The sequence below is a fragment of the Gemmobacter caeruleus genome (assembly GCF_008271655.1).
Taxonomy (GTDB): Bacteria; Pseudomonadota; Alphaproteobacteria; order Rhodobacterales; family Rhodobacteraceae; genus Gemmobacter; species Gemmobacter caeruleus.
The window spans coordinates 1-21,310 of sequence record NZ_VKKX01000022.1; the positions used below are offsets into that span (position 1 = coordinate 1).

Annotated in this window: 20 protein-coding genes, 1 tRNA gene and 1 pseudogene; 9 read left to right on the forward strand and 13 right to left on the reverse strand. The window is 67.6% G+C overall.

Annotation, left to right across the window (positions count from 1 at the left end; all coding sequences use genetic code 11):
* A pseudogene (locus FOA17_RS06935) lies at positions 1-171 on the forward strand (IS3 family transposase); the annotation flags it as partial.
* Positions 172-181: 10 nt separating this feature from the next.
* Here FOA17_RS06935 and FOA17_RS06940 read toward each other — a convergent pair.
* From FOA17_RS06940 to FOA17_RS06950, 3 genes are all read right to left on the reverse strand, one after another.
* On the reverse strand, positions 182-1,261 hold the full coding sequence (locus FOA17_RS06940) for an HNH endonuclease (RefSeq protein WP_149140753.1): 1,080 nt from the start codon (positions 1,259-1,261) through the stop codon (positions 182-184).
* Between the two features lie 242 nt (positions 1,262-1,503).
* A tRNA-Asn gene (locus tag FOA17_RS06945) sits at positions 1,504-1,578 on the reverse strand.
* 64 nt (positions 1,579-1,642) lie between these two features.
* Entirely contained in the window at positions 1,643-2,545 is a 903-nt protein-coding gene (locus tag FOA17_RS06950) for an MBL fold metallo-hydrolase (protein WP_238991758.1), read from the reverse strand.
* Between the two features lie 46 nt (positions 2,546-2,591).
* Here FOA17_RS06950 and FOA17_RS06955 point away from each other — a divergent pair, with 46 nt between their 5' ends.
* Entirely contained in the window at positions 2,592-3,890 is a 1,299-nt protein-coding gene (locus FOA17_RS06955; protein ID WP_149140754.1) for an ATP-binding protein, read from the forward strand.
* 14 nt (positions 3,891-3,904) lie between these two features.
* Here the strand turns inward: FOA17_RS06955 and FOA17_RS06960 are convergent, their stop codons facing one another.
* Positions 3,905-4,492, reverse strand: a complete 588-nt coding sequence (locus FOA17_RS06960) for a CAP domain-containing protein (protein ID WP_162528191.1) — start codon at positions 4,490-4,492, stop codon at positions 3,905-3,907.
* Between the two features lie 195 nt (positions 4,493-4,687).
* Here FOA17_RS06960 and FOA17_RS06965 point away from each other — a divergent pair, with 195 nt between their 5' ends.
* Together FOA17_RS06965 and clpX are read left to right on the forward strand one after the other, a co-directional pair.
* Positions 4,688-5,323, forward strand: a complete 636-nt coding sequence (locus FOA17_RS06965) for an ATP-dependent Clp protease proteolytic subunit (protein ID WP_149140756.1) — start codon at positions 4,688-4,690, stop codon at positions 5,321-5,323.
* 115 nt (positions 5,324-5,438) lie between these two features.
* A complete protein-coding gene (clpX, locus tag FOA17_RS06970; RefSeq protein ID WP_149141415.1) occupies positions 5,439-6,704 on the forward strand; it encodes an ATP-dependent Clp protease ATP-binding subunit ClpX in 1,266 nt (421 codons plus the stop codon).
* Positions 6,705-6,778: 74 nt separating this feature from the next.
* Here clpX and hflC read toward each other — a convergent pair whose 3' ends face one another.
* Together hflC and hflK are read right to left on the reverse strand one after the other, a co-directional pair.
* Positions 6,779-7,657 carry a protease modulator HflC gene (gene hflC, locus FOA17_RS06975; protein WP_149140757.1) on the reverse strand — a complete coding sequence of 293 codons (879 nt, stop codon included), beginning with the start codon at positions 7,655-7,657 and terminating at the stop codon, positions 6,779-6,781.
* Between the two features lies 1 nt (position 7,658).
* A complete protein-coding gene (gene hflK / locus FOA17_RS06980) occupies positions 7,659-8,828 on the reverse strand; it encodes an FtsH protease activity modulator HflK (RefSeq protein WP_149140758.1) in 1,170 nt (389 codons plus the stop codon).
* A gap of 158 nt (positions 8,829-8,986) precedes the next feature.
* On the opposite strand from hflK, the gene FOA17_RS06985 reads away from it, so the two are divergent.
* Entirely contained in the window at positions 8,987-10,339 is a 1,353-nt protein-coding gene (locus tag FOA17_RS06985) for an FAD-binding domain-containing protein (protein WP_149140759.1), read from the forward strand.
* Here the strand turns inward: FOA17_RS06985 and FOA17_RS06990 are convergent.
* The 3 genes from FOA17_RS06990 to FOA17_RS07000 are packed head-to-tail and all read right to left on the reverse strand — an operon-like array spanning position 10,318 to position 11,604.
* Entirely contained in the window at positions 10,318-10,794 is a 477-nt protein-coding gene (locus FOA17_RS06990; protein ID WP_149140760.1) for an SRPBCC domain-containing protein, read from the reverse strand. The genes FOA17_RS06985 and FOA17_RS06990 overlap by 22 nt on opposite strands.
* Positions 10,791-11,273, reverse strand: coding sequence for an SRPBCC family protein (locus FOA17_RS06995; RefSeq protein WP_149140761.1), 483 nt, complete (start codon positions 11,271-11,273; stop codon positions 10,791-10,793). Before FOA17_RS06995 ends, FOA17_RS06990 begins: the two co-directional genes overlap by 4 nt.
* Complete coding sequence (locus FOA17_RS07000; protein WP_149140762.1) at positions 11,245-11,604, reverse strand: ArsR/SmtB family transcription factor; 360 nt, start codon at positions 11,602-11,604, stop codon at positions 11,245-11,247. Before FOA17_RS07000 ends, FOA17_RS06995 begins: the two co-directional genes overlap by 29 nt.
* 181 nt (positions 11,605-11,785) lie before the next feature.
* On the opposite strand from FOA17_RS07000, the gene FOA17_RS07005 reads away from it, so the two are divergent.
* Entirely contained in the window at positions 11,786-13,942 is a 2,157-nt protein-coding gene (locus FOA17_RS07005; protein ID WP_149140763.1) for a malate synthase G, read from the forward strand.
* A gap of 112 nt (positions 13,943-14,054) precedes the next feature.
* Here the strand turns inward: FOA17_RS07005 and FOA17_RS07010 are convergent, their stop codons facing one another.
* Complete coding sequence (locus tag FOA17_RS07010) at positions 14,055-14,306, reverse strand: BolA family protein (protein WP_149140764.1); 252 nt, start codon at positions 14,304-14,306, stop codon at positions 14,055-14,057.
* A 71-nt stretch (positions 14,307-14,377) separates the two neighbouring features.
* On the opposite strand from FOA17_RS07010, the gene FOA17_RS07015 reads away from it, so the two are divergent.
* Positions 14,378-15,007 carry a J domain-containing protein gene (locus FOA17_RS07015; RefSeq protein ID WP_149140765.1) on the forward strand — a complete coding sequence of 210 codons (630 nt, stop codon included), beginning with the start codon at positions 14,378-14,380 and terminating at the stop codon, positions 15,005-15,007.
* A gap of 19 nt (positions 15,008-15,026) precedes the next feature.
* On the opposite strand, the gene FOA17_RS07020 is transcribed toward FOA17_RS07015, so the two are convergent.
* The 3 genes from FOA17_RS07020 to FOA17_RS07030 all read right to left on the reverse strand — a co-directional run bounded on the left by FOA17_RS07020 (position 15,027) and on the right by FOA17_RS07030 (position 18,011).
* Positions 15,027-16,700 (reverse strand): glycosyltransferase family 4 protein, encoded by a 1,674-nt coding sequence (locus FOA17_RS07020; protein ID WP_162528192.1) that lies wholly within the window; start codon positions 16,698-16,700, stop codon positions 15,027-15,029.
* Positions 16,697-17,500 carry a hypothetical protein gene (locus FOA17_RS07025; protein ID WP_149140767.1) on the reverse strand — a complete coding sequence of 268 codons (804 nt, stop codon included), beginning with the start codon at positions 17,498-17,500 and terminating at the stop codon, positions 16,697-16,699. Before FOA17_RS07025 ends, FOA17_RS07020 begins: the two co-directional genes overlap by 4 nt.
* An 88-nt stretch (positions 17,501-17,588) precedes the next feature.
* On the reverse strand, positions 17,589-18,011 hold the full coding sequence (locus FOA17_RS07030; RefSeq protein ID WP_149140768.1) for a hypothetical protein: 423 nt from the start codon (positions 18,009-18,011) through the stop codon (positions 17,589-17,591).
* A 174-nt stretch (positions 18,012-18,185) separates the two neighbouring features.
* On the opposite strand from FOA17_RS07030, the gene cobS reads away from it, so the two are divergent.
* Complete coding sequence (cobS, locus tag FOA17_RS07035; protein ID WP_149140769.1) at positions 18,186-19,172, forward strand: cobaltochelatase subunit CobS; 987 nt, start codon at positions 18,186-18,188, stop codon at positions 19,170-19,172.
* Between the two features lie 191 nt (positions 19,173-19,363).
* The gene (gene cobT / locus FOA17_RS07040; protein WP_149140770.1) at positions 19,364-21,235 is read left to right on the forward strand and encodes a cobaltochelatase subunit CobT; all 1,872 of its coding nucleotides are present in this window, start codon (positions 19,364-19,366) and stop codon (positions 21,233-21,235) included.
* The last annotated feature ends 75 nt before the right edge of the window (positions 21,236-21,310 follow it).

Genomic DNA, 21,310 nt, shown 5'->3' on the forward strand with positions numbered 1-21,310 from the left:
ATCCACCGTCGTGGTCCGTGGCGCAGCTTCGAAGCCGTCGAATACGCAACCCTCGAATGGGTCGACTGGTTCAACAACCGCCGCCTGCTTGAGCCAATCGGGAACATCCCGCCCGCAGAAGCAGAGGACAATTTCTACGCAGCTCTGGAAACTGAAGCCATGGCCGCGTAACTAAGATCAATCAGCCTCCGGCAAACCCGGCGCGGTTCAGTGCGTCAAAGAGCTTGTGAATGTCGCTCCGCAAAAGAAGGCCGTTCTCGGGCTTGTCCCGGTCGGCAAACCGTTCGGCGTAGGGGATGATATGGGCGGCTTCCAGAACCGAAAGCTCGCTCGTCCCGGTGATCGCGCAGCGGTTCGGCCGTTTGCTCAATAGGGCCTGCCGGAACGCGCTCTGGTATCGCCGCAGGACCACTTGGCGCAGGGCGGTGGCGTCTTCGATCTTCTCAAGGTTCAGAGGCTCGTGCGGGTCCGGGTTCTGGTTCTCGTATTGCGCGATTTTGTGGGCCTTTTCCCGAACGGCGGACAGAAGCGAGTCCACGTCGCTATCCGAGATCGGCCAAATCCGGCTGTGGCGGCTCGCTCCGATGCTGGCAATGAACGTCTCGTCATCCTTGTGCGCTTCCAAGAGTTCCTTCCCAACGGGGCGCTCGAAGAATACCGCGTCCAGCACCCGGGCGCGGCGATCCGGCTGCATGGGGCCGAACTCGACCACGGCCGTCAAACCCCGCCCGCGCTCACTGTTCTTCTCTTGCTCATGCAGCCACACGAGGCCCCGGAAGCCTTTGGTCAGAATCTCGTCGGCATAGCTGTTCTCTTTGTGAAGCTCGGGCAGGGCTGCATCCCGACCGACCCAGCTTTCGGCGGTGGGGCGAACGCCCGGCTCTCCAAAAAGCTCAATTGCGCTGGATTTGACGAAGAACTGAATGTCCTGCCGCCGGAACTCCTGCACCTTGCTCGCCCCGAGCTTCAACCGTTCCTGCGCGGCGGCGATCACATCCGGGGTGAACCGCTCCGGGTATTTGATGACCAAGGCTTCATAGCTCTGATCCGGGTCAATCTCCTCGAACCCGGCAGAGGCGTTCAAGACCCGGCTGGAAATCACCGAGACCGCGCCCAATGCGCTGATGTCCCGGGGTTCATACCCGAGGCCCGCCCGCTGGCCTTGGCTGCGCTTGACCTCCTGCCAGTGATCGTAAACCCGGGCGAGATCGTTTTCCAACGGATCGGCGCTGCCTCTCAGGGCTTTCATCACTTCGGACATGCGGTCTCCTGCGCTCGGCGCCTCGGGGCGGGATTCTCAGGATTTCGGCAAACGCCCGAAATTTCAAACGGAAATCGGCGGCGCGGCGGCGAGGTAGCCCGAGCGAGACGCATTCACCGTGTGCAATCCCGCGCGACGTTGAATCGTGCGCACGGTGATGACTCCGTGATGAGTCCTGCCAAAAGGCGAGAGGTCGCCTGAAGCGACCTGTTGCCTATATCTCTGATTTTATTGAGAGATTTTGGCTCCGGCGGTAGGGATCGAACCTACGACCAATTGATTAACAGTCAACTGCTCTACCGCTGAGCTACGCCGGAACATGGGGCGGTGTATAGCTTTGGGTTTCAGGGGTCGCAAGGGGGGTTTCGCAGAAATCTCGGGTCAGTCGAAAGTTTTTTCCGGCGCGGGTGCGCGGCGGTGGAAGCGGGTGTCGGGCAGCGGGGCCTTGTCGGAGGTGACGAGGTTTCTGTGTTCCAGATCAATGAGATGCGCGAGGAGGTTGCGGCGTGCGGCGGGGTGGAGCTCGGGGGCGACATCGGCATAGACCTGCGCCATCAACCCCGCAAGGCCCAGGGGCCGGGCCAGCGCCGCGAGGATCGTGGCCTCTCGCGTCAGGCGGTGGTGGATCAGCGCCCCGATCCGCGCGGGCAGGTCCGCGATCGTCGCGCCATGCGCGGCATAGCCGATACGGTGCCCCAGCCCCGCCAGCCGGCGCAACGAGGCCATGTAATCGGTCATGTCGCCCTCGGGCGGCGACACCAGCGAGGGCGCCCATCCCATGACGTGATCGCCGGTGAACAGCCGGTCCTGCCAGGCAAAGCACAGATGACCGCCCAGATGGCCGGGGGTGTGCAGGGCCTCCAGCTCCCACCCGGGGCCGGCGATGCGGTCGCCATCGGCCAGCAGCCGGTCGGGGCGAAAGGCGAGATCCAGCCCCTCGCCGCCCCCTGCCCCGGCCAGCGCGGCCACGCGCGGCGACAGGCCGGCGCGCGCATCGCCAAAGGCCAGCACCGGCGCCCCGGTCGCGGCCCGCAGCCCGGCAGCAAGCGGCGAATGGTCCAGATGGGCATGGGTCACGAGGATATGGCTGACGGTTTCGCCCGGGTTGAGCGCGGCGAGAATCGCCGCCAGATGGCGCGGATCGTCGGGGCCGGGGTCGATCACCGCCACCGCCCCCTCGCCCAGCAGATGTGTGCGCGTGCCCTCTTGTGTCATGGGCGAGGGGTTGGGCGCCAGCACGACACGCAGGCCGGGTTCGGGGTGGCTGACGATACCTGGCTGCATCCCGTTCTCCTCTTTCGTCGGCGGCGGGGCCGGGATAGACTGCGCCATGGCGTTTCGTGTCAAGAACATCCTGCCCCGCGGATTATACGGCCGGGCCTTGCTCATTCTGGTCGTGCCCATCGTCACGATCCAGCTTGTCGTGTCCATAGCCTTCATCCAGCGGCATTTCGAGCGGGTGACCCAGCAGATGACCGGCACGGTGACGGACGAGATCCGTTATGTGCTGGGCCGGCGCGGCGCGGGCGATGTGGCGGGGGCGGCGGCGGTGGCGCAGGGGCTGGGTCTGGGGCTTGCCCCCGAAAGCGCGCCGATGACCGGGGTCACGCGCGACTGGCTCGACCTGTCGGGCCGGGTCGTGGCCGAGACGCTGCGCCTCGGGGTGCCGGGCTTTCTGGGGGCCGATCTGACGGCGGCCGACAATCTGGTGCGCGCCGATTTCCGCGAGGGCGACGAGATCCTGCGCGTGACGATCGACCGGCGGCGCATGTCGGCCACCAATCCGCATCAGCTTTTGGTGCTGATGATCGCGACATCGGTGCTGATGACGCTGATATCCTATCTGTTCCTGCGCAATCAGGTGGCGCCGATCCGCAAGCTGGCCGAGGTGGCCGAGGCCTTTGGCAAGGGCCAGCACATGCCCTATCGCCCGCGCGGCGCGACCGAGGTGCGGGCGGCGGGGGCGGCGTTTCTGGACATGCGGGCACGGATCGAACGCGCGCTTGAAAGCCGGACGCGGATGCTGTCGGGGGTCAGCCACGATCTGCGCACGCCGCTGACGCGGCTGAAGCTGGGCCTGTCGATGCTGCCCGAGGATGAGGAGACGCAGGCGCTTCTGGGCGACGTGGCGGATATGGAGCGGCTGGTGGATGAATTCCTCGCCTTCGCGCGGGGCGACGCCACCGAGGAGCCGGAGGAGACCGATCTCGCCGCCCTGGTCGCGCGGCTGGTGGAAAATGCCGCCCGCGCCGGGCAGCGGGTGGAATTGCAGGGCGCCATGGTGGTGCGGCTGCGGCTGCGGCCGCAGGCGGTGACGCGGGCCTTGCAGAACCTGCTCAACAACGCCAACCGCTTTGGCAACCGGACGCGGGTCACGCTGCTGGATGGCGACCGTTCGGTGCGGATCGTGGTTGAGGATGACGGGCCAGGCATCCCGATGGAGCGGCGCGACGAGGCGGTGCAGCCCTTTGCGCGGCTCGATGGTGCGCGCGACCCCAACAAGGGCGGCGGCGTGGGGCTGGGCCTGTCGATCGCGGCCGATATTGCGCGCAGCCATGGCGGCGCCCTGCGGCTGGGCGAGAGCGAGACGCTGGGCGGGTTGCGGGCGGAACTCGCGCTCGCGCGCTGAGGGCGCGCGGGCCGTCAGCGCGGCGCGGCCACCACCATGCCCCAGCCCGCCTGCCCGCCGCTGGCCAGGGCAAGGCCGAACCCGGCCTCGGTCACCCGCGGGTTCAACAGATTGGCGCGATGCCCGGGCGAGGCCATCCACAGATCGAAGGCGCGCTCGGGCTGGTCGCCAAGACCGGTATTCTCGGCCACGAAGGACCAGCCATAGCCGGCATCGCCCACGCGCCGCGTCAGGCCGCGCCCGTCAGGGCCGCGATGGCCGACCTTCTGGCGCGCGGCAATGTCGCAGGCCTGATCCTGCGCCGCCACATCCAGCCGCGCCACCCGCCGCAGCGGCCCCAGCCCCTGTGCCGCGCGCTGGCGGTTGGCGGCGGCCAGCGTGGCGGCGGCAAAGCGCTCGGTCCCGGCGGCGGGGGCACAGCGCGGCGCGGGCACCGGCCCCGCCGGGGCGGTCGCCGGACCGCCCCCCAGCCGGAGCGGAATCGCGAAAGGCACCTTGCCGACCGCGCTTTCGGGCAGCGGTATCACGATGCAGCCCGACAGCACCACCGCCAGAACCCATGGCCCCACGGCCCCGATCGCCCCGATCCCCTTGCCCGTCATGTTCCGCAATCCCCACACAGCCCTGCGGATCAGAGCTACACCAGCCCGCCAAAACCGCAACCCCCGCGAGAGCCCGCGCGGCAGACAGTTGCGCATCGCGCCACCGCATGCCCTTGCAGCCCCCGGCGCGCGACACTAAGACTCGGGTAAGACCTCGAAGGTATGGCTGAAACGAAAGCAACAGGCAGGCGCGACATGAAAGACCCGGTCGAATTCTACATGAACACCCTGGTGCCCATGGTGGTCGAACAGACCAGCCGCGGCGAGCGGGCCTATGACATCTATTCCCGCCTGCTGAAGGAGCGGATCATCTTCCTGTCGGGCCCGGTCCATGACGGCATGTCGTCGCTGATCTGCGCGCAGCTGCTGTTCCTGGAGGCCGAGAATCCGAACAAGGAAATCTCGATGTATATCAACAGCCCCGGCGGTGTCGTGACCTCGGGCCTGTCGATCTATGACACGATGCAATATATCCGGCCCAAGGTTTCGACCCTGGTCGTGGGGCAAGCCGCCTCGATGGGGTCGCTGCTCCTGACGGCGGGCGAAAAGGGGATGCGTTTCTCGCTGCCCAACAGCCGCGTCATGGTCCACCAGCCCTCGGGCGGCTATCAGGGCCAGGCAACCGACATCATGATCCACGCGCGCGAGACCGAAAAGCTCAAGCGGCGCCTGAACGAGATCTATGTCAAGCATACCGGCAACGATTACGAAACGGTCGAGGCCGCGCTGGAGCGTGACAACTTCATGTCGGCCGAACAGGCGCGCGACTGGGGCCTGATCGACGCCATCCTGGAAAGCCGCGGCAAGGCCGACGGCAGCGAGGACAAGTGATCTTGCGCCCCCGGCGGTGTGATCCCGCCGGGGGCGTTTCGGGATTGTGAAGGTCACAGGCTTGGCCTAGACTTTTGAAATTGCGCCCCCATGGCGCGCTCGGCAGAGGATGACAATGGCGACGAATTCCGGCAGCGACAGCAAGAACACCCTCTATTGCTCGTTCTGCGGCAAGAGCCAGCATGAGGTGCGCAAGCTGATTGCAGGCCCCACCGTGTTCATCTGTGACGAATGCGTCGAGCTGTGCATGGACATCATCCGCGAGGAGACCAAGACCACCGGCCTGAAAAGCGCCGATGGCGTGCCCACCCCGCGCGAGATCTGCAAGGTGCTGGATGATTATGTGATCGGCCAGATGCATGCCAAGCGCGTGCTGTCGGTGGCGGTGCATAACCATTACAAGCGGCTCAACCATTCCTCGAAACAGGATATCGAGCTGGCGAAATCGAACATCCTGCTGATCGGCCCCACCGGCTGCGGCAAGACCCTGCTGGCGCAGACGCTGGCGCGGATTCTGGATGTGCCCTTCACCATGGCCGATGCCACCACGCTGACCGAGGCCGGTTATGTGGGCGAGGATGTGGAGAACATCATCCTCAAGCTGCTCCAGGCCAGCGAATACAACGTCGAACGGGCGCAACGCGGCATCGTCTATATCGACGAGGTCGACAAGATCACCCGCAAGTCCGACAACCCCTCGATCACCCGCGACGTGTCGGGCGAGGGCGTGCAGCAGGCGCTTCTGAAAATCATGGAGGGCACCGTGGCCTCCGTGCCGCCGCAGGGCGGGCGCAAGCATCCGCAGCAGGAATTCCTGCAAGTGGACACGACGAACATCCTGTTCATCTGCGGCGGCGCCTTTGCCGGGCTGGAGCGTATCATCGCGCAGCGCAACAAGGGCACCGCCATGGGCTTTGGCGCCGCGGTGCAAGGCCCGGACGAGCGCAGTGTGGGCGAGCTGTTCAAGGAGCTGGAGCCGGAAGACCTGCTGAAATTCGGGCTGATCCCGGAATTTGTCGGCCGTCTGCCGGTCATCGCCACCCTCACCGATCTGGACGAGGCGGCGCTGGTCACCATCCTGACCGAACCGAAGAACGCGCTGGTCAAGCAGTATCAGCGCCTGTTCGAGATCGAGGATGTGAAGCTGACCTTCACCCCCGAGGCGCTGACCTCGATCGCCAAGCGCGCGATCAAGCGCAAGACCGGCGCGCGCGGGCTGCGCTCGATCATGGAAGACATCCTGCTCGACACCATGTTCGAACTGCCCGGCATGGGCGACGTGTCCGAGGTCGTGGTGAATGACGAGGCGGTGAATACCGGCAGCAAGCCGCTGCTGGTGCATACCGAGCCCAAGAAAAAGGAACCGGCAGCGGCGGGCTGATCCCCCTGCCCCCCGTGCCATGAAAAAAGGCGGGCCACTGGCCCGCCTTTGTCTTTTGCCGGGGTCGCCCGCGCTTATTGCGCGGGCTTGCCGTTCGGCGTGTTCAGATAGCTGAAGAAATCGCTGTCGGGTTTTAGCACGATGGAGCTGTTGCCTTCGCGCAGCGCACGTTCATAGGCGGTCAGCGACCGGGTAAAGGCAAAGAATTCCGGGTCTTTGCCAAAGGCCTCGGCATAGATCGCGTTGCGGCTGGCATCGGCCTCACCGCGGATCACTTCGGCCTGACGGCGCGCGTCCGAGGTGGTCACGACCACCGCCCGATCGGCCGAGGCCTTGACGCGGCTGGCGGCCTCGTTACCGCGCGCGATCTCGTCCGCCGCCTCGCGTTCCCGCTCTGCCCGCATCCGGGCATAGGTCGCGGCAAGGTTCTGCTCGGGCAGATCGGTGCGGGTCAGGCGCACGTCGATCACCTCGACCCCGAGGCTTTCGGACTGTTTGCGCGCGATATCGCGGATCGCATTCATCAGCCCGGTGCGGTCTTCCGACAGCACGGCGTTGGAATTCACCGAGCCCAGCACCTGCCGCATGGCGGCGCTGATGATCGGGTCCAGCCGCGATTGCGCGGAATCGATGCCGCCGGCGCCCACGGCCTCGCGGAAGCTGACCGCGTCGGTGATGCGCCAGCGCGCAAAGGCATCGACGATCAGGCGGCGGTTGTCGCGCAGCGTGACCTCAAGCGATTGCGATTGCAGGCCCAGAATGCGGTCCTCATAGCGCACGACATCCTGGATGAGCGGCAATTTGAAGCCCAGCCCCGGTTCGGTGATTTCCTGCTTTACCTGACCGAATTGCAGCACCAGCACCTTTTCGCGTTCATCGACGATGAACACCGACGACAGCGCCAAGGCGCCAAGCGCGAACAGCGCCGGAAGGACGTAATGGATGCGGGCCATCTCAGTTCCCTCCCTGTTGCGGCTGTTGCGGGCGTGACAATTCGTTCAGCGGCAGATAGGGCACCACGCCGCCCTGCCCCTCTGACACGCCATCCAGAATGACCTTGTTCATGCGGCCCAGAACATTTTCCATGGTTTCCAGATACATGCGCTGGCGCGTCACCTCGGGCGCCTTCACATATTCGCCGTAAACCGCCAGGAAGCGGCTGGCCTCGCCCTGCGCGTCATTCACCACGCGGGCGCGATAGGCCTCGGCATCCTCCAGCAGGCGCGCGGCCTCGCCCCGGGCGCCGGCGGTCACGCGGTTGGAATAGGCATCGGCCTCTTTCTCCAGCCGGTCGCGTTCCTGCTGGGCGGCCTGCACCTCGCGGAAGGCATCCGACACTTCGCGCGGCGGGTCGGCGCGGTCAAAGTTCACGCGCACGATCTGGATGCCGGCGTTATATTCGTCCAGCGTTTCCTGCACATTGGCCTGAAGATCGGCGGCAATGCTGGCCCGGCCGGTGTTCAGCACCGGAATCAGTTCGGACCGCGCGATGATGTCGCGCATGGCCGAGGCCGAAACCGCCCGCACCGTATCGGCCGGATCGGCCAGGTTGAACAGGAAATCCTCGGGGTTCTTGACGTTCCAGACCACCTGGAAGGCCACGTCCACGATGTTCTGGTCGCGGGTCAGCATCAGCCCGCTATCGCCATCACCATTGCGCCCGGTGCCGACATCGGTGGTGCGCTGGCTGGTCACGGCGACCTTTTCATAGGTCACCAGCGGCCAGGGGGCAAAGTTCAGACCGGGCTGGCCGATATCGGCAAACTTGCCCAGCATCAGCTCGACCGAGCGTTCCTCGGGCTTGACCGTGTAGAACGACATCCAGGACCAGAGCGCGACCAGCGCCAGACCGCCAAGTGCAATGCCCTGCGGCGTCAGGATCGGGCCTGCGCCCGAAGGCCCGCGCCCGTTGCCGCCACCGCCGCCCTGACGGGACTTGCCGCCCATCAGCACACGCAGTTGCTCCTGCCCCTTTTTCACGATCTCGTCGATCTCGGGGATCTGCGGACCTTCGTTTCCGGGCCGGCGCGGGCCGCGCCCGTCGCCGCGTCCGTCATTGCCCCGCCCGTCATTGCGGCCATCGCGGTCATCCCCGCCGCCGCCCCACGGTCCTCCGTTCGACATCGACTTTTCCCTTGCTGTTATCCCATCCAGCTAACTGGTCATTTCCGCGCGGAAATCAAGGGCGAAACGCAGCGTCGCACGGCCTTGCCGCAGCGCGGCGTCGGTCCGGGCCACGCGCCCCCTTTACGAATCCCTTCGCGCAGGGCATCAAATGTTCCATGAATGTTCTTGTCTGGCTCAGGCGTGATCTGCGGGTGACCGACCAGCCCGCGCTGACCCTCGCGGCGGGGCGCGGGCGGGTCTTGCCAGTGTTCATCGCCCAGCCCTCGGAATGGCGGCAGGCGGACCGATCCGCCCGGCACTGGGGTTTTGTCGCCGAATGTCTGGCCGATCTGCGCGAGGATCTGGCGACGCTTGGCCTGCCGCTGGTGGTGCGGCTGGGCGAGGCGCAGCCGGTGCTGGAACGGCTGGTGCGCGCCCATGCGGTGACCGAGATCGTCTGTCAGGCCGAGGGGGGCGCGGGCTGGGCGGCCAGCCGCGACCGCCAGATCGCCGCCTGGGCCGCAGGCTGCGGGTTGCGCTGGACCTGCCTGCCGGCCCAGGCCCTGCCGCCCTCTGCCGCATCGGCGCTGATCGAGGCGCCGCAGCCGCCCGCCTTGCGCCCTGTCGCCGGGGTGGAGCCGGGCAGCCTGCCGGCCGCCCGCGCGCTTGGCTTGCCCGACGATCCTTGCCCGCATCGCCAGGCCGGTGGCCGCCGCGCCGCCGAACTGCTGCTGGAGGGGCTGGCCCGGCAGCGGCTGGCCCTGCCGCTGCCCGCCGGGGCGCCGCTGGCGGTGACCGATCGCGCCGCCGCGCGCCTGTCGCCGCATCTGGCCTGGGGCAGCCTCGGCCCGGCCGATCTGGCACGACTTGCCCCGCCCGAGGGGCTGGCGCCGCCGGCCCGCGCCGCCTGGCAGGCCGGGTTCCGGCGGCTGGAAACCGGGCTGCATGCCCGCGCCATCGCGCAGGATGGCCCCGCGCGTCTGCCTCCCGCCGCCGAGGACAGCGCCGATGCCCCGGCCCTGCGGCTGGCCGCGCTGGCCGCGGGCGAAACCGGCCTGCCCTTTCTGGATGCCTGCCTGCGCAGCCTGCGCGCGACCGGCTGGCTGGATGCGCGGGGGCGCGGCTGGGTGTTTCAGGCGGCAACGCGGATCCTGGGGCTGGAGGCCCGGGCGGTCGGGCTGGTGCTGGCGCGGCTTTGCACCGATCACGACCCGGCAATCCTGTGGCATGAGGTGTCGCGGCTGCGCGCCCGCCCCGGCGCCTTTCCCGACCCGACGGCCGAGGGGCTGCGCCGCGACCCTGGCGGCGCCTTCACCCGGCGTTGGCTGCCCGAACTCGCCGCCCTGCCGGATGCAGACCTGCATCAACCCTGGCGCTGGCCCGGCGCCGCGCGGCTGCTGGGGCGGCGCTACCCGGAACCGCTGGTCGATCCAGCCACGGCGCGGCGCCAGGAACGCCCGCCGCCCGCGTCCGGCCTGCGCCGCGCGCCGCCGCGCCCGATACCCGGTCAGCTTTGCCTTGACCTGTGATCGGCAGGCAGGTCGCCCTCGGCCAGCCGGGCCAGCTTGGCCAGTGTGGTCTGGCCCAGTTCGGCCGCGCCAAAATCGCGCGCCCCGGCACAGGCCGCCGCCGTGGGAAAGGTCATCGTCATGGTGACCCGCGTGCCCGCCGCGACCGGCTCCAGTTCCACCAGCGCATGAATCGGCGCCTCGGCATCGTCGTCGCCATCAAGCCAGTATTCCAGCCGAACGCCCTCGATCACCCCGAAATAGCGGTGCCGGTTCGGCCAGACCCGGCCATCGGGCCCGATCATGTCAAAACGCCAGATCCCGCCCTCACCGGTGCGGATCTCGCGCGTGTCGCACCGATAGCCCTCGGGGCCGAACCAGCGCGGCAGCAACGCGGGGTCGGCAAAACAGCGCCAGACCGTTTCAGGCCGGGCCGCGATATCGCGCTGCAAGCGGATCTGGCGGTCTGCGGTCATGGCGCCACCGCAAGCCCGGCGGCCAGATCCTCCAGCTGTGCCGCGACCGTGCCCCAGCCATCATGGAAACCCATCGCCTCATGCCGCGCCGCCACCTCGCGCGTGCGGTGCATGGCGCGCGCCACATAACGGGTGCCGCCGGCCTCAGGCGTCAGGGTGACGATGGCGGTAAAGCCGAAAATCTCGGTCCGGGCAGGCCGCCAGCCCGCCTCCATCATGTCGGTCCAGACGATGCGGCGCCCGCGTTCCACATCCAGAAAACACCCCTCGCCGCGCATTTCGCCATGGTCGGGCACATCCATGACCGATGCAAAGCGCCCGCCGGGCCGCAGGTCGATCACCACATCGCGGGTGACGACCGGCCTTGGCGCCCACCATTGCGCGAAAAGCGCAGGGTCGGTCCAGCAACGCCAGATCTGGTCGGGGCTGGCCCGCATCAGGCGCGTGATCTCAAGATCCGTAGCCGGGTCGAACAGCATCCTCGGCCTCCAATGCCAGTGCGAGCGCCTCCAGCCGGTCGGTGCGCGCCTCCCACAGCGCGCGCTGCCCGGCCAGCCAGCCCTCGGTCGCGCGCAAGGTTTCCGCCCGCAGGCGGCAGAACCGGCTGCGCCCCTCTTTCCGGGTTTCGATCAGCCCGGCCGCCTCCATCACACCCAGATGCCGCATCACCGTCGGCAGCGCGAGGCCGGTCGGCCCCGCCAGCGCCCCCACCGGCGCCGGCCCCTCCAGCAGACGCGCCAGCATGGCCCGCCGCGTCGGGTCGGCCAGCGCCTGAAAGATCAGCGACAGATCGGGATCATGCAGCGACATGACCCATACTGCCACGCACGCGCCCACTCGGCAACACAAACTTAGCATTACGGCTAAGCTTTATATTCACGAAAATCCGCAAGGTGTTTTCTTGCGGATATTGCAAATCTGGCGCCCGGATTTGTTGCGCCGCGCCCGGCTTTCCCGCATCCTCGCCCGCGACACAGACAGGAGAATGGCCATGGCCGAACGGATCGCCAGACAGGGGCTTCAAGTCGATGCGCGGCTGGTGGAGTTTGTCGAAACCCGCGCCCTGCCGGGCAGCGGCGTCACGCCCGATCGGTTCTGGCAGGGTCTGGCCAGTGCCGTCGCGACGCATGGGCCGAAGAACCGCGCCCTGCTGGAAAAACGTGCAGCGCTGCAAGCGTCAATCGACGGCTGGCACAAGGCCCGGCGCGGCCAGCCCTTTGACGCCGATGCCTATGAAGGCTTCCTGCGCGAGATCGGCTATCTTCTGCCCGAAGGCCCGGATTTCAGCGCCGAAACCAGCGGCGTGGACCCGGAAATCGCCACCCTTCCCGGCCCGCAACTGGTGGTGCCGGTGATGAATGCGCGCTATGCGCTCAATGCCGCCAATGCCCGCTGGGGCAGCCTTTACGACGCACTTTATGGCACGGATGCCCTGGGCGATCTGCCCGCGGCCGGCGGCTATGACCCGGCCCGCGGCCAGCGCGTGATCGACTGGGGCCGCGATTTTCTGGACAAGGCGGTGCCGCTGACCGGGGCCGGCTGGCGCGCCGCGCGCGGCTTCCGCATCGAAGGCGGCCGGCTGATCGTGAAGACCGATCAGGGCGACACCGGCCTGCAAGACCCCGACCGCCTCGCCGGTCATCGCGGCGATGCGGCGGCGCCCACGGCATTGATCCTGCAAAACAACGGCTTGCATATCGAAGTTCAGATCGACGCCCGCACCCCGATCGGCGCCGCCGATCCCGCCCATATCGCCGATCTGCGGCTGGAAAGCGCGCTTTCCGCCATCATGGATTGCGAAGACAGCGTCGCCGCGGTGGATGCCGAGGACAAGGTGGTCGCCTATGCCAACTGGCTGGGCCTGATGCAGGGCACGCTGACCGAATCCGTCACCAAGGGCGGCCATACCTTCACCCGCGCCCTCGCCCCCGATCTCGCCTTCACCGGCCGCGACGGCCAGCCTGCAAGCCTCAAGGGACGCGCGCTGATGCTGGTGCGCAATGTGGGCCACCTGATGACCAACCCCGCCATTCTCGACCCCGAGGGCCGCGAGATCGGCGAAGGGCTGATGGATGCCTTCGTGACCACGCTCTGCGCGATGCACGACCTGCGCAAATCCGATGGCCCGCGCAACTCCGTCGCCGGCTCGGTCTATGTGGTAAAGCCCAAGATGCACGGCCCCGAAGAGGTCGCCTTCGCCCTCGAAATCTTCGACAGCGTCGAAGAGGTGCTGGGCCTGCCGCGCAACACCGTAAAGCTCGGCATCATGGACGAGGAACGCCGCACCAGCGTCAATCTCAAGGAATGTATCCGCGCCGCGAAATCGCGGGTGGCCTTCATCAATACCGGCTTCCTCGACCGCACCGGCGACGAGATCCATACCTCGATGGAAGCCGGCCCGATGATCCGCAAGGGCGACATGAAGAACGCCGCCTGGATCAAGAGCTATGAGGACCGCAATGTCGATATCGGCCTTGCCTGTGGCCTGCGCGGACGGGCGCAGATCGGCAAGGGCATGTGGGCCGCGCCCGACCTGATGGCCGCGATGCTGGACCAGAAGATCGCCCATCCCAGGGCGGGGGCCAATTGCGCCTGGGTGCCCTCGCCCACGGCGGCCACGCTGCATGCCACGCATTACCACCAGGTCGATGTGCTGGCCCGCCAGGCCGACATCGCCGCCGGCGGCCCGCGCGGCAGCCTGCGCGACCTGCTCACCCTGCCGGTGGCCCAGGGGGTGAACTGGTCCGACACCGAAATCGCGGCCGAGATCGAGAACAACGCCCAGGGCATCCTCGGCTATGTCGTCCGCTGGGTCGATCAGGGCGTCGGCTGTTCCAAGGTGCCCGACATCCACGATATCGGCCTGATGGAAGATCGCGCCACCTGCCGCATCTCCAGTCAGGCACTGGCGAACTGGCTGCATCACGGCGTCGTCTCGGAACCGCAGGTCATCGCCGCCCTGCGCAAGATGGCCGCCGTGGTCGATCGCCAGAACGCAGGCGACCCCGCCTATCGCGCCATGGCCCCGGGCTTTGACGGCCCCGCCTTCCAGGCCGCCTGCGATCTGGTGCTGCAAGGCACGCGGCAACCCTCGGGCTATACCGAACCCGTGCTGCATGCCCGCAGGCTTCAGGCCAAGGCGCGCTGACCGGCCCCTTTGCTTCTTGCCCAAATACTCCCGCCGGAGGCGTCCACCGCCTCCGTGCGCGCCCGGCCCGACCACCGCGCCGGGGCCGCGCCCGCCCCCCTCTGCCGAAAACTCAGCCGATATCCAGCGCCAGCGCGTGAATGCGCGTGGTCAGATCGCCAAGCGCCGCATGCACCGCGCGATGCCGCGCCACCCGGTTCATCGCGGCCAGTTCCGGCGCCCGGATCACCACCTGGAAATGCGTCTCGCCGCCTTCGCGCCAGCCGCCATGGCCGCGATGCTTTTCGCTGTCGTCACGGATCTCCAGCCGCTCCACCCGGAAGGCCGCGCTCAGCCGCGCCCTGATCTCCTCGCTCACCGTCATTTTTTCGCCAGCCCCCTTTCCGTTGCCGCCGAATGACCTAAACTTGGCGCCCCGAGTCGGAAAGGCCCACCATGCAGAAACCCCCGTTCGAATTCGACCTCCGCGTCTCCTCTGACAAGAAGCGCCGCAAGACCGGCCGCCGGGGCATGTCGGGCGCGTTCGAGACCTCGCAGAAGCGGTGCGAATTTCCGGGCTGCGAGGCCGACGGCCTGTATCGCGCGCCCAAATCGCCCGATCTGCTGGATGAATTCTTCTGGTTCTGCAAGGATCACGTCCGCGAATACAACCTGAAATGGAATTTCTTCAACGGCACCTCGGATGAGGAATTCCAGAAATTCCTCGACAAGGCCCGGGTCTGGGAACGCGAGACCAAGCCCTTCAGCCGCAAGGATGACGGCAATGCCTGGGCGCGGCTGGGGGTCGAGGATCCGATGGGCCTGCTGGGCGAAAAGGCCACGCAGAACCCCGGCAAGCCCGTCAACACGGCCACCCGCAAGCTGCCCTCGACCGAGCGCAAGGCGCTGGAAATCCTCGATGCGCGCGACACCTGGACGCGCAGCGAGATCCGCAAGCAATACAAGAGCCTGGTCAAGGATCTGCATCCCGACATGAACGGCGGCAACCGCGATGACGAGGCCAGGCTGCAAGAGGTCGTCTGGGCCTGGGACCAGATCCGCGAAAGCCGCTATTTCCGCGATTGAGGCCAGCGCCGCATGCCGGTCACATCCGGCGAATGAAGCCGTATTTCAGCAGCCAGATCAGCAGCCGGTCGATCTGCGCGGGCGGCAGTTTCAGCGCGGCGGCCAGATCGTCGCGCCCCGCCCCCGCCGCCCCCTTGGCCCCGATCGCGGCCGCGACCTGGGCAAAGGATTCGCTGCGTTCGGTCTGGCGGCCCCCGCGCAGATAGTCGCGCAGGGCCAGCGCCCCCGCCACATCTGTCGCTGATGTCTCGGCCACAAAGCGCTGCCCGGCAAAGCCGCCCTGCGTGCTGGGCCAGGCGCCGAACAGGCCAAAGGGCGACGGGCCCACCGGCAGGGTGGCGCGCGGCATCGGTGCGGCGCGCCCTGCGGCGGCAGACCGGCGCAGCGCCAGTTCCTGCCACAGATCCTGCATCCGCGGCACCACCTGCGCCCAGTCATACAAGGCCCGCGCCCGCGCCTGCCCCGCCGCCCCCATCCGCCGGCGCAGCGCCGGGTCGCGCGCCAGCGCCACGATGGCCGCGACCAGCGCCGGCATCTCGATCTCGGTCATGGCCGAGGTCAGCGCGCAATATTGTGGATAGGTGTCGATCCCGGTCAGGTGGCGAAAGCCCTCATCGGCGGCGTGGTCGGGGCCAAGGCTGCGCGTCGGCACCCGGATGCCGACCTCGGGCGTCACCGTATCGCGCATCCCGTCCCAATCCGAGACCAGCACCGGCAGGCCCGCCGCCATCGCCTCGATCGGGGCAAGGCCAAAGGTTTCCTGGATATTGTCGATGGGAAAGACAAAGACGTCCGCCCCCGACAGCACCGCCCGCCGCTCGGCCGCATCGGCACCGTCCAGAACGTGAAAGCCGATGCCCGGCATCAGCCCTGCCGCGCCCTCTTCAAACACGTCGCGGGAATAGTCGTCGCGATAGATGCCGCACAGCGCCAGATGCAGCCGCGTGCCCTTGGGCAGTTGCGCCTGCGCCCGCGCCAGCGCGATATAAAGCGGCAGCGGATCGAACTTTTCATAGGGCGTCAGCCGGGCGATGGTGGTGAACAGCACATCCCCCGCCCCCAGCCCCAGCCGCTTGCGCAGCGCTGCACCGGCGGCGGCATCGGGGGCAAAGGCGGCCGTATCCACCCCCAGCGGGATCACCGGCAATTGCGGGCGCGGCGGGATCCGGGCGCCAAAGCGGTCGCGCAGATGATCCTCGATCAGGTCGAACTGATGCAGCACCGAGGCCAGCACCGCGCGCGAGGTGCAGATCACCGCATCCCATTCCGCCTGCGGCGCCATGCGCATGTCGAAAAAGCCCTGCATCACCCCCTTGGTCGCGGTCGTGTGGGTGATGCCACAGATCGACCAGGCCGCCGCCCCCATGGGCGCGCGCCGCCAGCATTCGGCGGCGAAATTCGGGCTGGGGTAATAAAGCGTGCCGACCGGCGCCATCCTTGGCATCGACCGCAGCGGCACGCCCCGATGCGGCATCCCCGGCCGTTCCTCGGCGGCGATGCGGTCGAACTGGTCCTGATCCGCCTTGCGCGGGGTCAACGACACGAATTCCGCCACATCGGCATGGTGCAGATAGCCGCGCAGAAAGCTCTCGCCCGCCACGCGCCGCCCGTTGATGCCCTTGGCGGCGGGGTCATAGCCATCGGCGGCGAAATAGATGCCCGCATTGCGGGCCGGATCGACGGGGGCGTTCATTTGCGGGTCATCCAGAGCCAGGGGGTCGGCGAGGACCGCCATTCCCACAAAAGCAGCAGCCGGTCGAGATCGTCGAGCCGTTCCATCCAGCCGGTCAGCGCGCTGTCATCCAGCTTGCGGCCGATCTCGCGGATGTCATGGCTTGGCGCGAAACGCGCCTTCAGCAGGTCCAGCGTGCCGGGCCGCATCCCCTCATGCACCTCGACCAGCAGATCGGCACCGGCAAGACCCGGCGCGCGGGCGGGGTCCAGCAGCTCGGCCTCGGCGCCCTCGATATCGCAGATGATCACGGTCTCGCCCGCGGGCAGCGCATCCAGATCGGCATGGGTCATCACCCCGCCGATCTCGACCCGCGCGGCCACGCCATTCGCCTCGGCCAGCAGGGCGCAGCGCCGCCGCGCCCGCGCATCGCCATCGCGCGCCAGCACCCGCGCCTGCGGCATGCGCCGCGCCAGCCCGACGGCATAATAGCCCTCGGCCGCGCCGATATCGACAACCAGCGGATAGGCCCGCGCCACGATCTGTTCGATCACCGGGGCGAGGCTTGCCTCATAGACGCCCAGCATGCGCGGCAGACGCGCCCCTTCGCTGGCGCGGACCGGATAGGCCATGCCCCGGAACGGCCCGGCCACCAGTTCCGGCGGACCCTGCCGCGCGGCCACCTGCTCCAGCATGCCCGCGCGCCATTTCGCCAGCAGCCGCAGCGCCCGTGCCAGCCGGGGCGCCTCGGGCGGGCCGGACAGGATCTGCGCCAGATCCGCCGCGACGCGCGCGGTCAGATCGTCAGGGGGGGATGTCATCGCTCGGCCCTCGTCACTGCACCCGGGCGAACTGACGCCGCCCTTTGCGGCCAAGCCTAGTGAAGCCCGCGCAGCAGGTCCATGACTTTCAACCAAGCCGCGCGGATTGGCGCCGCCACAGATGCAGCCCGGCAAAGCCGCCACACCAGAACAGGACGCCGAAGGGCGAGGCCAGCACCAGCGCGCCGCCCATGACCGCGCCCATCATCACCCCCTCCAGCAGATCGCCCGGCCCGCCACGCCCGGCCAGTTGCACCAGCGCCCCGGCCAGACCGCCGCCCAGCAGCGTCGCCGCAACCGCCGCCAGCCCCGCGAAGGCCCAGCCCCGGCGCCCGGCGCGGCCAAAACCCGCCGCCAGCCCCGCCCCGGCCAGCCCGGCGCCGATCACCGCAAAGGGCAGGATCTCGCGCAAGCCCGCCCCGGGGATCAGCAGACAGCCGCCCCCGATCGCCCCGGTCATCGCCGCCGCCATCGCCCGTTCCCACATCTTCATCGCTCTCGCCCCTGTCATGCCTGAATGCAGGGGCAAGCCTGCCCCGCCGCGCGTGCAACCGACGCGCGGCAATCGTGCAGAAAATCCGCAGGCGGCAATTGTGACCAATACAGCCCTGCCCCTTGCAGGCCCCCGCGATATGCTCCACAAAACCCAAGACAGACTGCGCCCGGTTTTCGGGCGCCTCAGGCCATGGCGGACCCAATGCTCGACCAGATTGCAAAACCCAGCGAAGAAATCTCCGTGCGCGATGTGTTCGGCATCGACAGCGACATGAAGGTCAAGGGCTTTGCCGAACGGGGCGACCGCGTGCCCGAGATCGACCCGACCTACAAGTTCGACCCCGACACCACGCTCGCGATCCTTGCGGGGTTTGCCTATAACCGCCGGGTGATGATCCAGGGCTATCACGGCACCGGCAAATCGACCCATATCGAACAGGTCGCCGCGCGGCTGAACTGGCCCTGCGTGCGGGTGAACCTCGACAGCCATATCAGCCGGATCGACCTGATCGGCAAGGACGCGATCAAGCTTGAGGACGGCAAGCAGGTCACCAAGTTCCACGAAGGCATCCTGCCCTGGGCGCTCCGCAACCCCGTCGCCATCGTCTTCGACGAATACGATGCCGGCCGCGCCGATGTGATGTTCGTGATCCAGCGCGTGCTGGAACATGACGGCAAGCTGACGCTGCTCGACCAGAACGAGGTCATCACGCCCCACCCCTATTTCCGCCTGTTCGCCACCGCCAATACCGTGGGCCTGGGCGACACGACCGGGCTTTACCATGGCGTGCAGCAGATCAACCAGGCGCAGATGGACCGCTGGAGCCTGGTCGCCACGCTGAACTACCTGTCGCATGATGCCGAAGCCGCCATCGTGCTGGCCAAGAACGCGCATTACAACACCGAGAAGGGCCGCAAGATCATCAACCAGATGGTCACCGTCGCCGACCTGACCCGCACCGCCTTCATGAATGGTGACCTTTCGACCGTCATGTCGCCGCGCACCGTGCTGAACTGGGCCCAGAACGCCGAGATCTTCCGCAATGTGGGCTATGCGTTCCGCCTGTCCTTCCTGAACAAATGCGACGAGCTGGAACGCCAGACCGTCGCCGAATTCTATCAGCGCTGCTTTGGTGAGGAACTGCCGGAAAGCGCCGCCTCGATGGCGATGAAGTGAACCGTCGCAGGGGGGCGCTCGCGCCCCCCTCGGCCTGCGGCCTCACCCCCCTGAGGATATTTGGAAACAGATGAAGACCCGGCGATCCGCGCCCCTTTCATCTGTTTGAAAATATCCTCGGGGGGTGCGGGGGGCAGACAGCCCCCCGCCCTTGTCGGGGGGCGCACCACGAGACCCGGAGCGCGCGAGCGATGACAAAGCCCACCGACAACCCCGCCGATCCGTTCAAGAAGGCCCTGGCCGAGGCCACCAAGACCATGGCCGACGACCCGGAGATGACGGTCACCTATTCGGTCGATCCGGCCGGCATGACCGCCGACGGGGTGCGTCTGCCGCAGGTCAGCCGCCGCATGACCCGCGACGAGGTGATGATGGCGCGCGGCACCGCCGATGCGCTGGCCTTGCGCCGGCGCCATCATGACGATGCGCTGGCGGCGAAATATGCCCCACCCGGCGGCCTCGCACGCGAGATCTATGAGGCGATGGAGACCGCCCGCGCCGAGGCGCTTGGCGCCCGGGCCATGCCGGGCACCGCGGTCAATATCGCGCACAAGCTGGGCCAGGAGGCCGAGCGCAAGGGTTATGGTCAGATCACCCAGGCCAGCGACGCGCCTTTGCCGGTGGCGGCGGGCTATCTGGTGCGGCATCTGGCGACCGGCCAGCCGCTGCCGCGCGCGGCCGAGAATGTGATGAACCTCTGGCGCGGTTTCATCGAGCAGCAGGCGGGCGGTTCGCTGGGCGATCTGGACGAGACGCTGGCCGATCAGGCCGCCTTCGCGCGGCTGGCGCGCAAGGTGATCGCCGATCTGGGCTATGGCGATCAGCTGGGCGACGACCCGGATGCCGAGGACGAGGATCAGGAGGCCGAGGATCAGGCCGAGGCCGACGAGAACCCCGACAGCCAGGGCGAGGAGCAGTCGGAGCAGGACGAGGAGGCCGAGGCCGATCCCGAGCGCAGCCAGGATCAGAGCCAGGACCAGAGCGAGGCTCAGGTCTCCATGCAGGACGATGCCGACATGGAGCAGTCGGAGGAGGCCGAGCTGCCCGAGGGCGAAGCCCCGCTGGAGCCGCCCCCGCCCGCGCCCTATTCCGATGCCGATCCGAATTACTCCGTTTACACCACGGATTTCGATGAGGAAATTCGCGCCGAAGACCTGGCGGAGCCGGCCGAGCTGGAACGCCTGCGCGCCTATCTCGACCAGCAGCTTGAGCCGCTGAAAGGCGCGGTCAGCCGCTTGGCGAACAAGTTGCAGCGCCGGCTTCAGGCGCAACAGAACCGGTCCTGGCTGTTCGATCTGGAAGAAGGCACGCTGGATGCGGGACGCCTGGCGCGGGTCGTGGCAAATCCGACCACGCCGCTGTCCTTCAAGCAGGAAAAGGATACCGAGTTCCGCGATACCTGCGTGACGCTGCTTCTGGACAATTCCGGGTCGATGCGCGGGCGGCCGATCTCGATCGCGGCGATCTGTGCCGATGTGCTGGCGCGCACGCTGGAGCGGTGCAATGTGAAGGTGGAAATCCTCGGCTTCACCACCCGCGCCTGGAAGGGCGGTCAGAGCCGCGAGCGTTGGCTCGCCTCGGGGCGGCCGCAGCAGCCCGGGCGGCTGAATGACCTGCGTCACATCATCTACAAGGGCGCCGATGCGCCCTGGCGCCGGGCGCGGCCCAATCTGGGTCTGATGATGAAGGAAGGTCTGCTGAAGGAAAACATCGACGGCGAGGCGCTGGAATGGGCGCATCGGCGGATGGCGGCGCGGAAAGAGGCGCGCAAGATCCTGATGGTGATTTCGGATGGTGCGCCGGTCGATGACAGCACGCTGTCGGTCAACCCCGCGAATTATCTGGAAAAGCACCTGCGCGACGTGATCGCCATGGTCGAAAAGCGCAAGATGGTGGAGCTGATCGCCATCGGCATCGGCCATGACGTGACGCGCTATTACCAGCGCGCGGTGACCATTACCGATGTCGAACAGCTGGCGGGCGCGATGACCGAGCAACTGGCGAGCCTGTTCGAATCCGATCCGCGCAAGCGGGCCCGGGGGCTGATGCGGAAGGCGGGGTAAGGGGGCGCTCGCGCCCCCTCTGGGCCTGTCGGCCCATTCACCCCCTGAGGATATTTTTGAACAGATGAAGGGGTT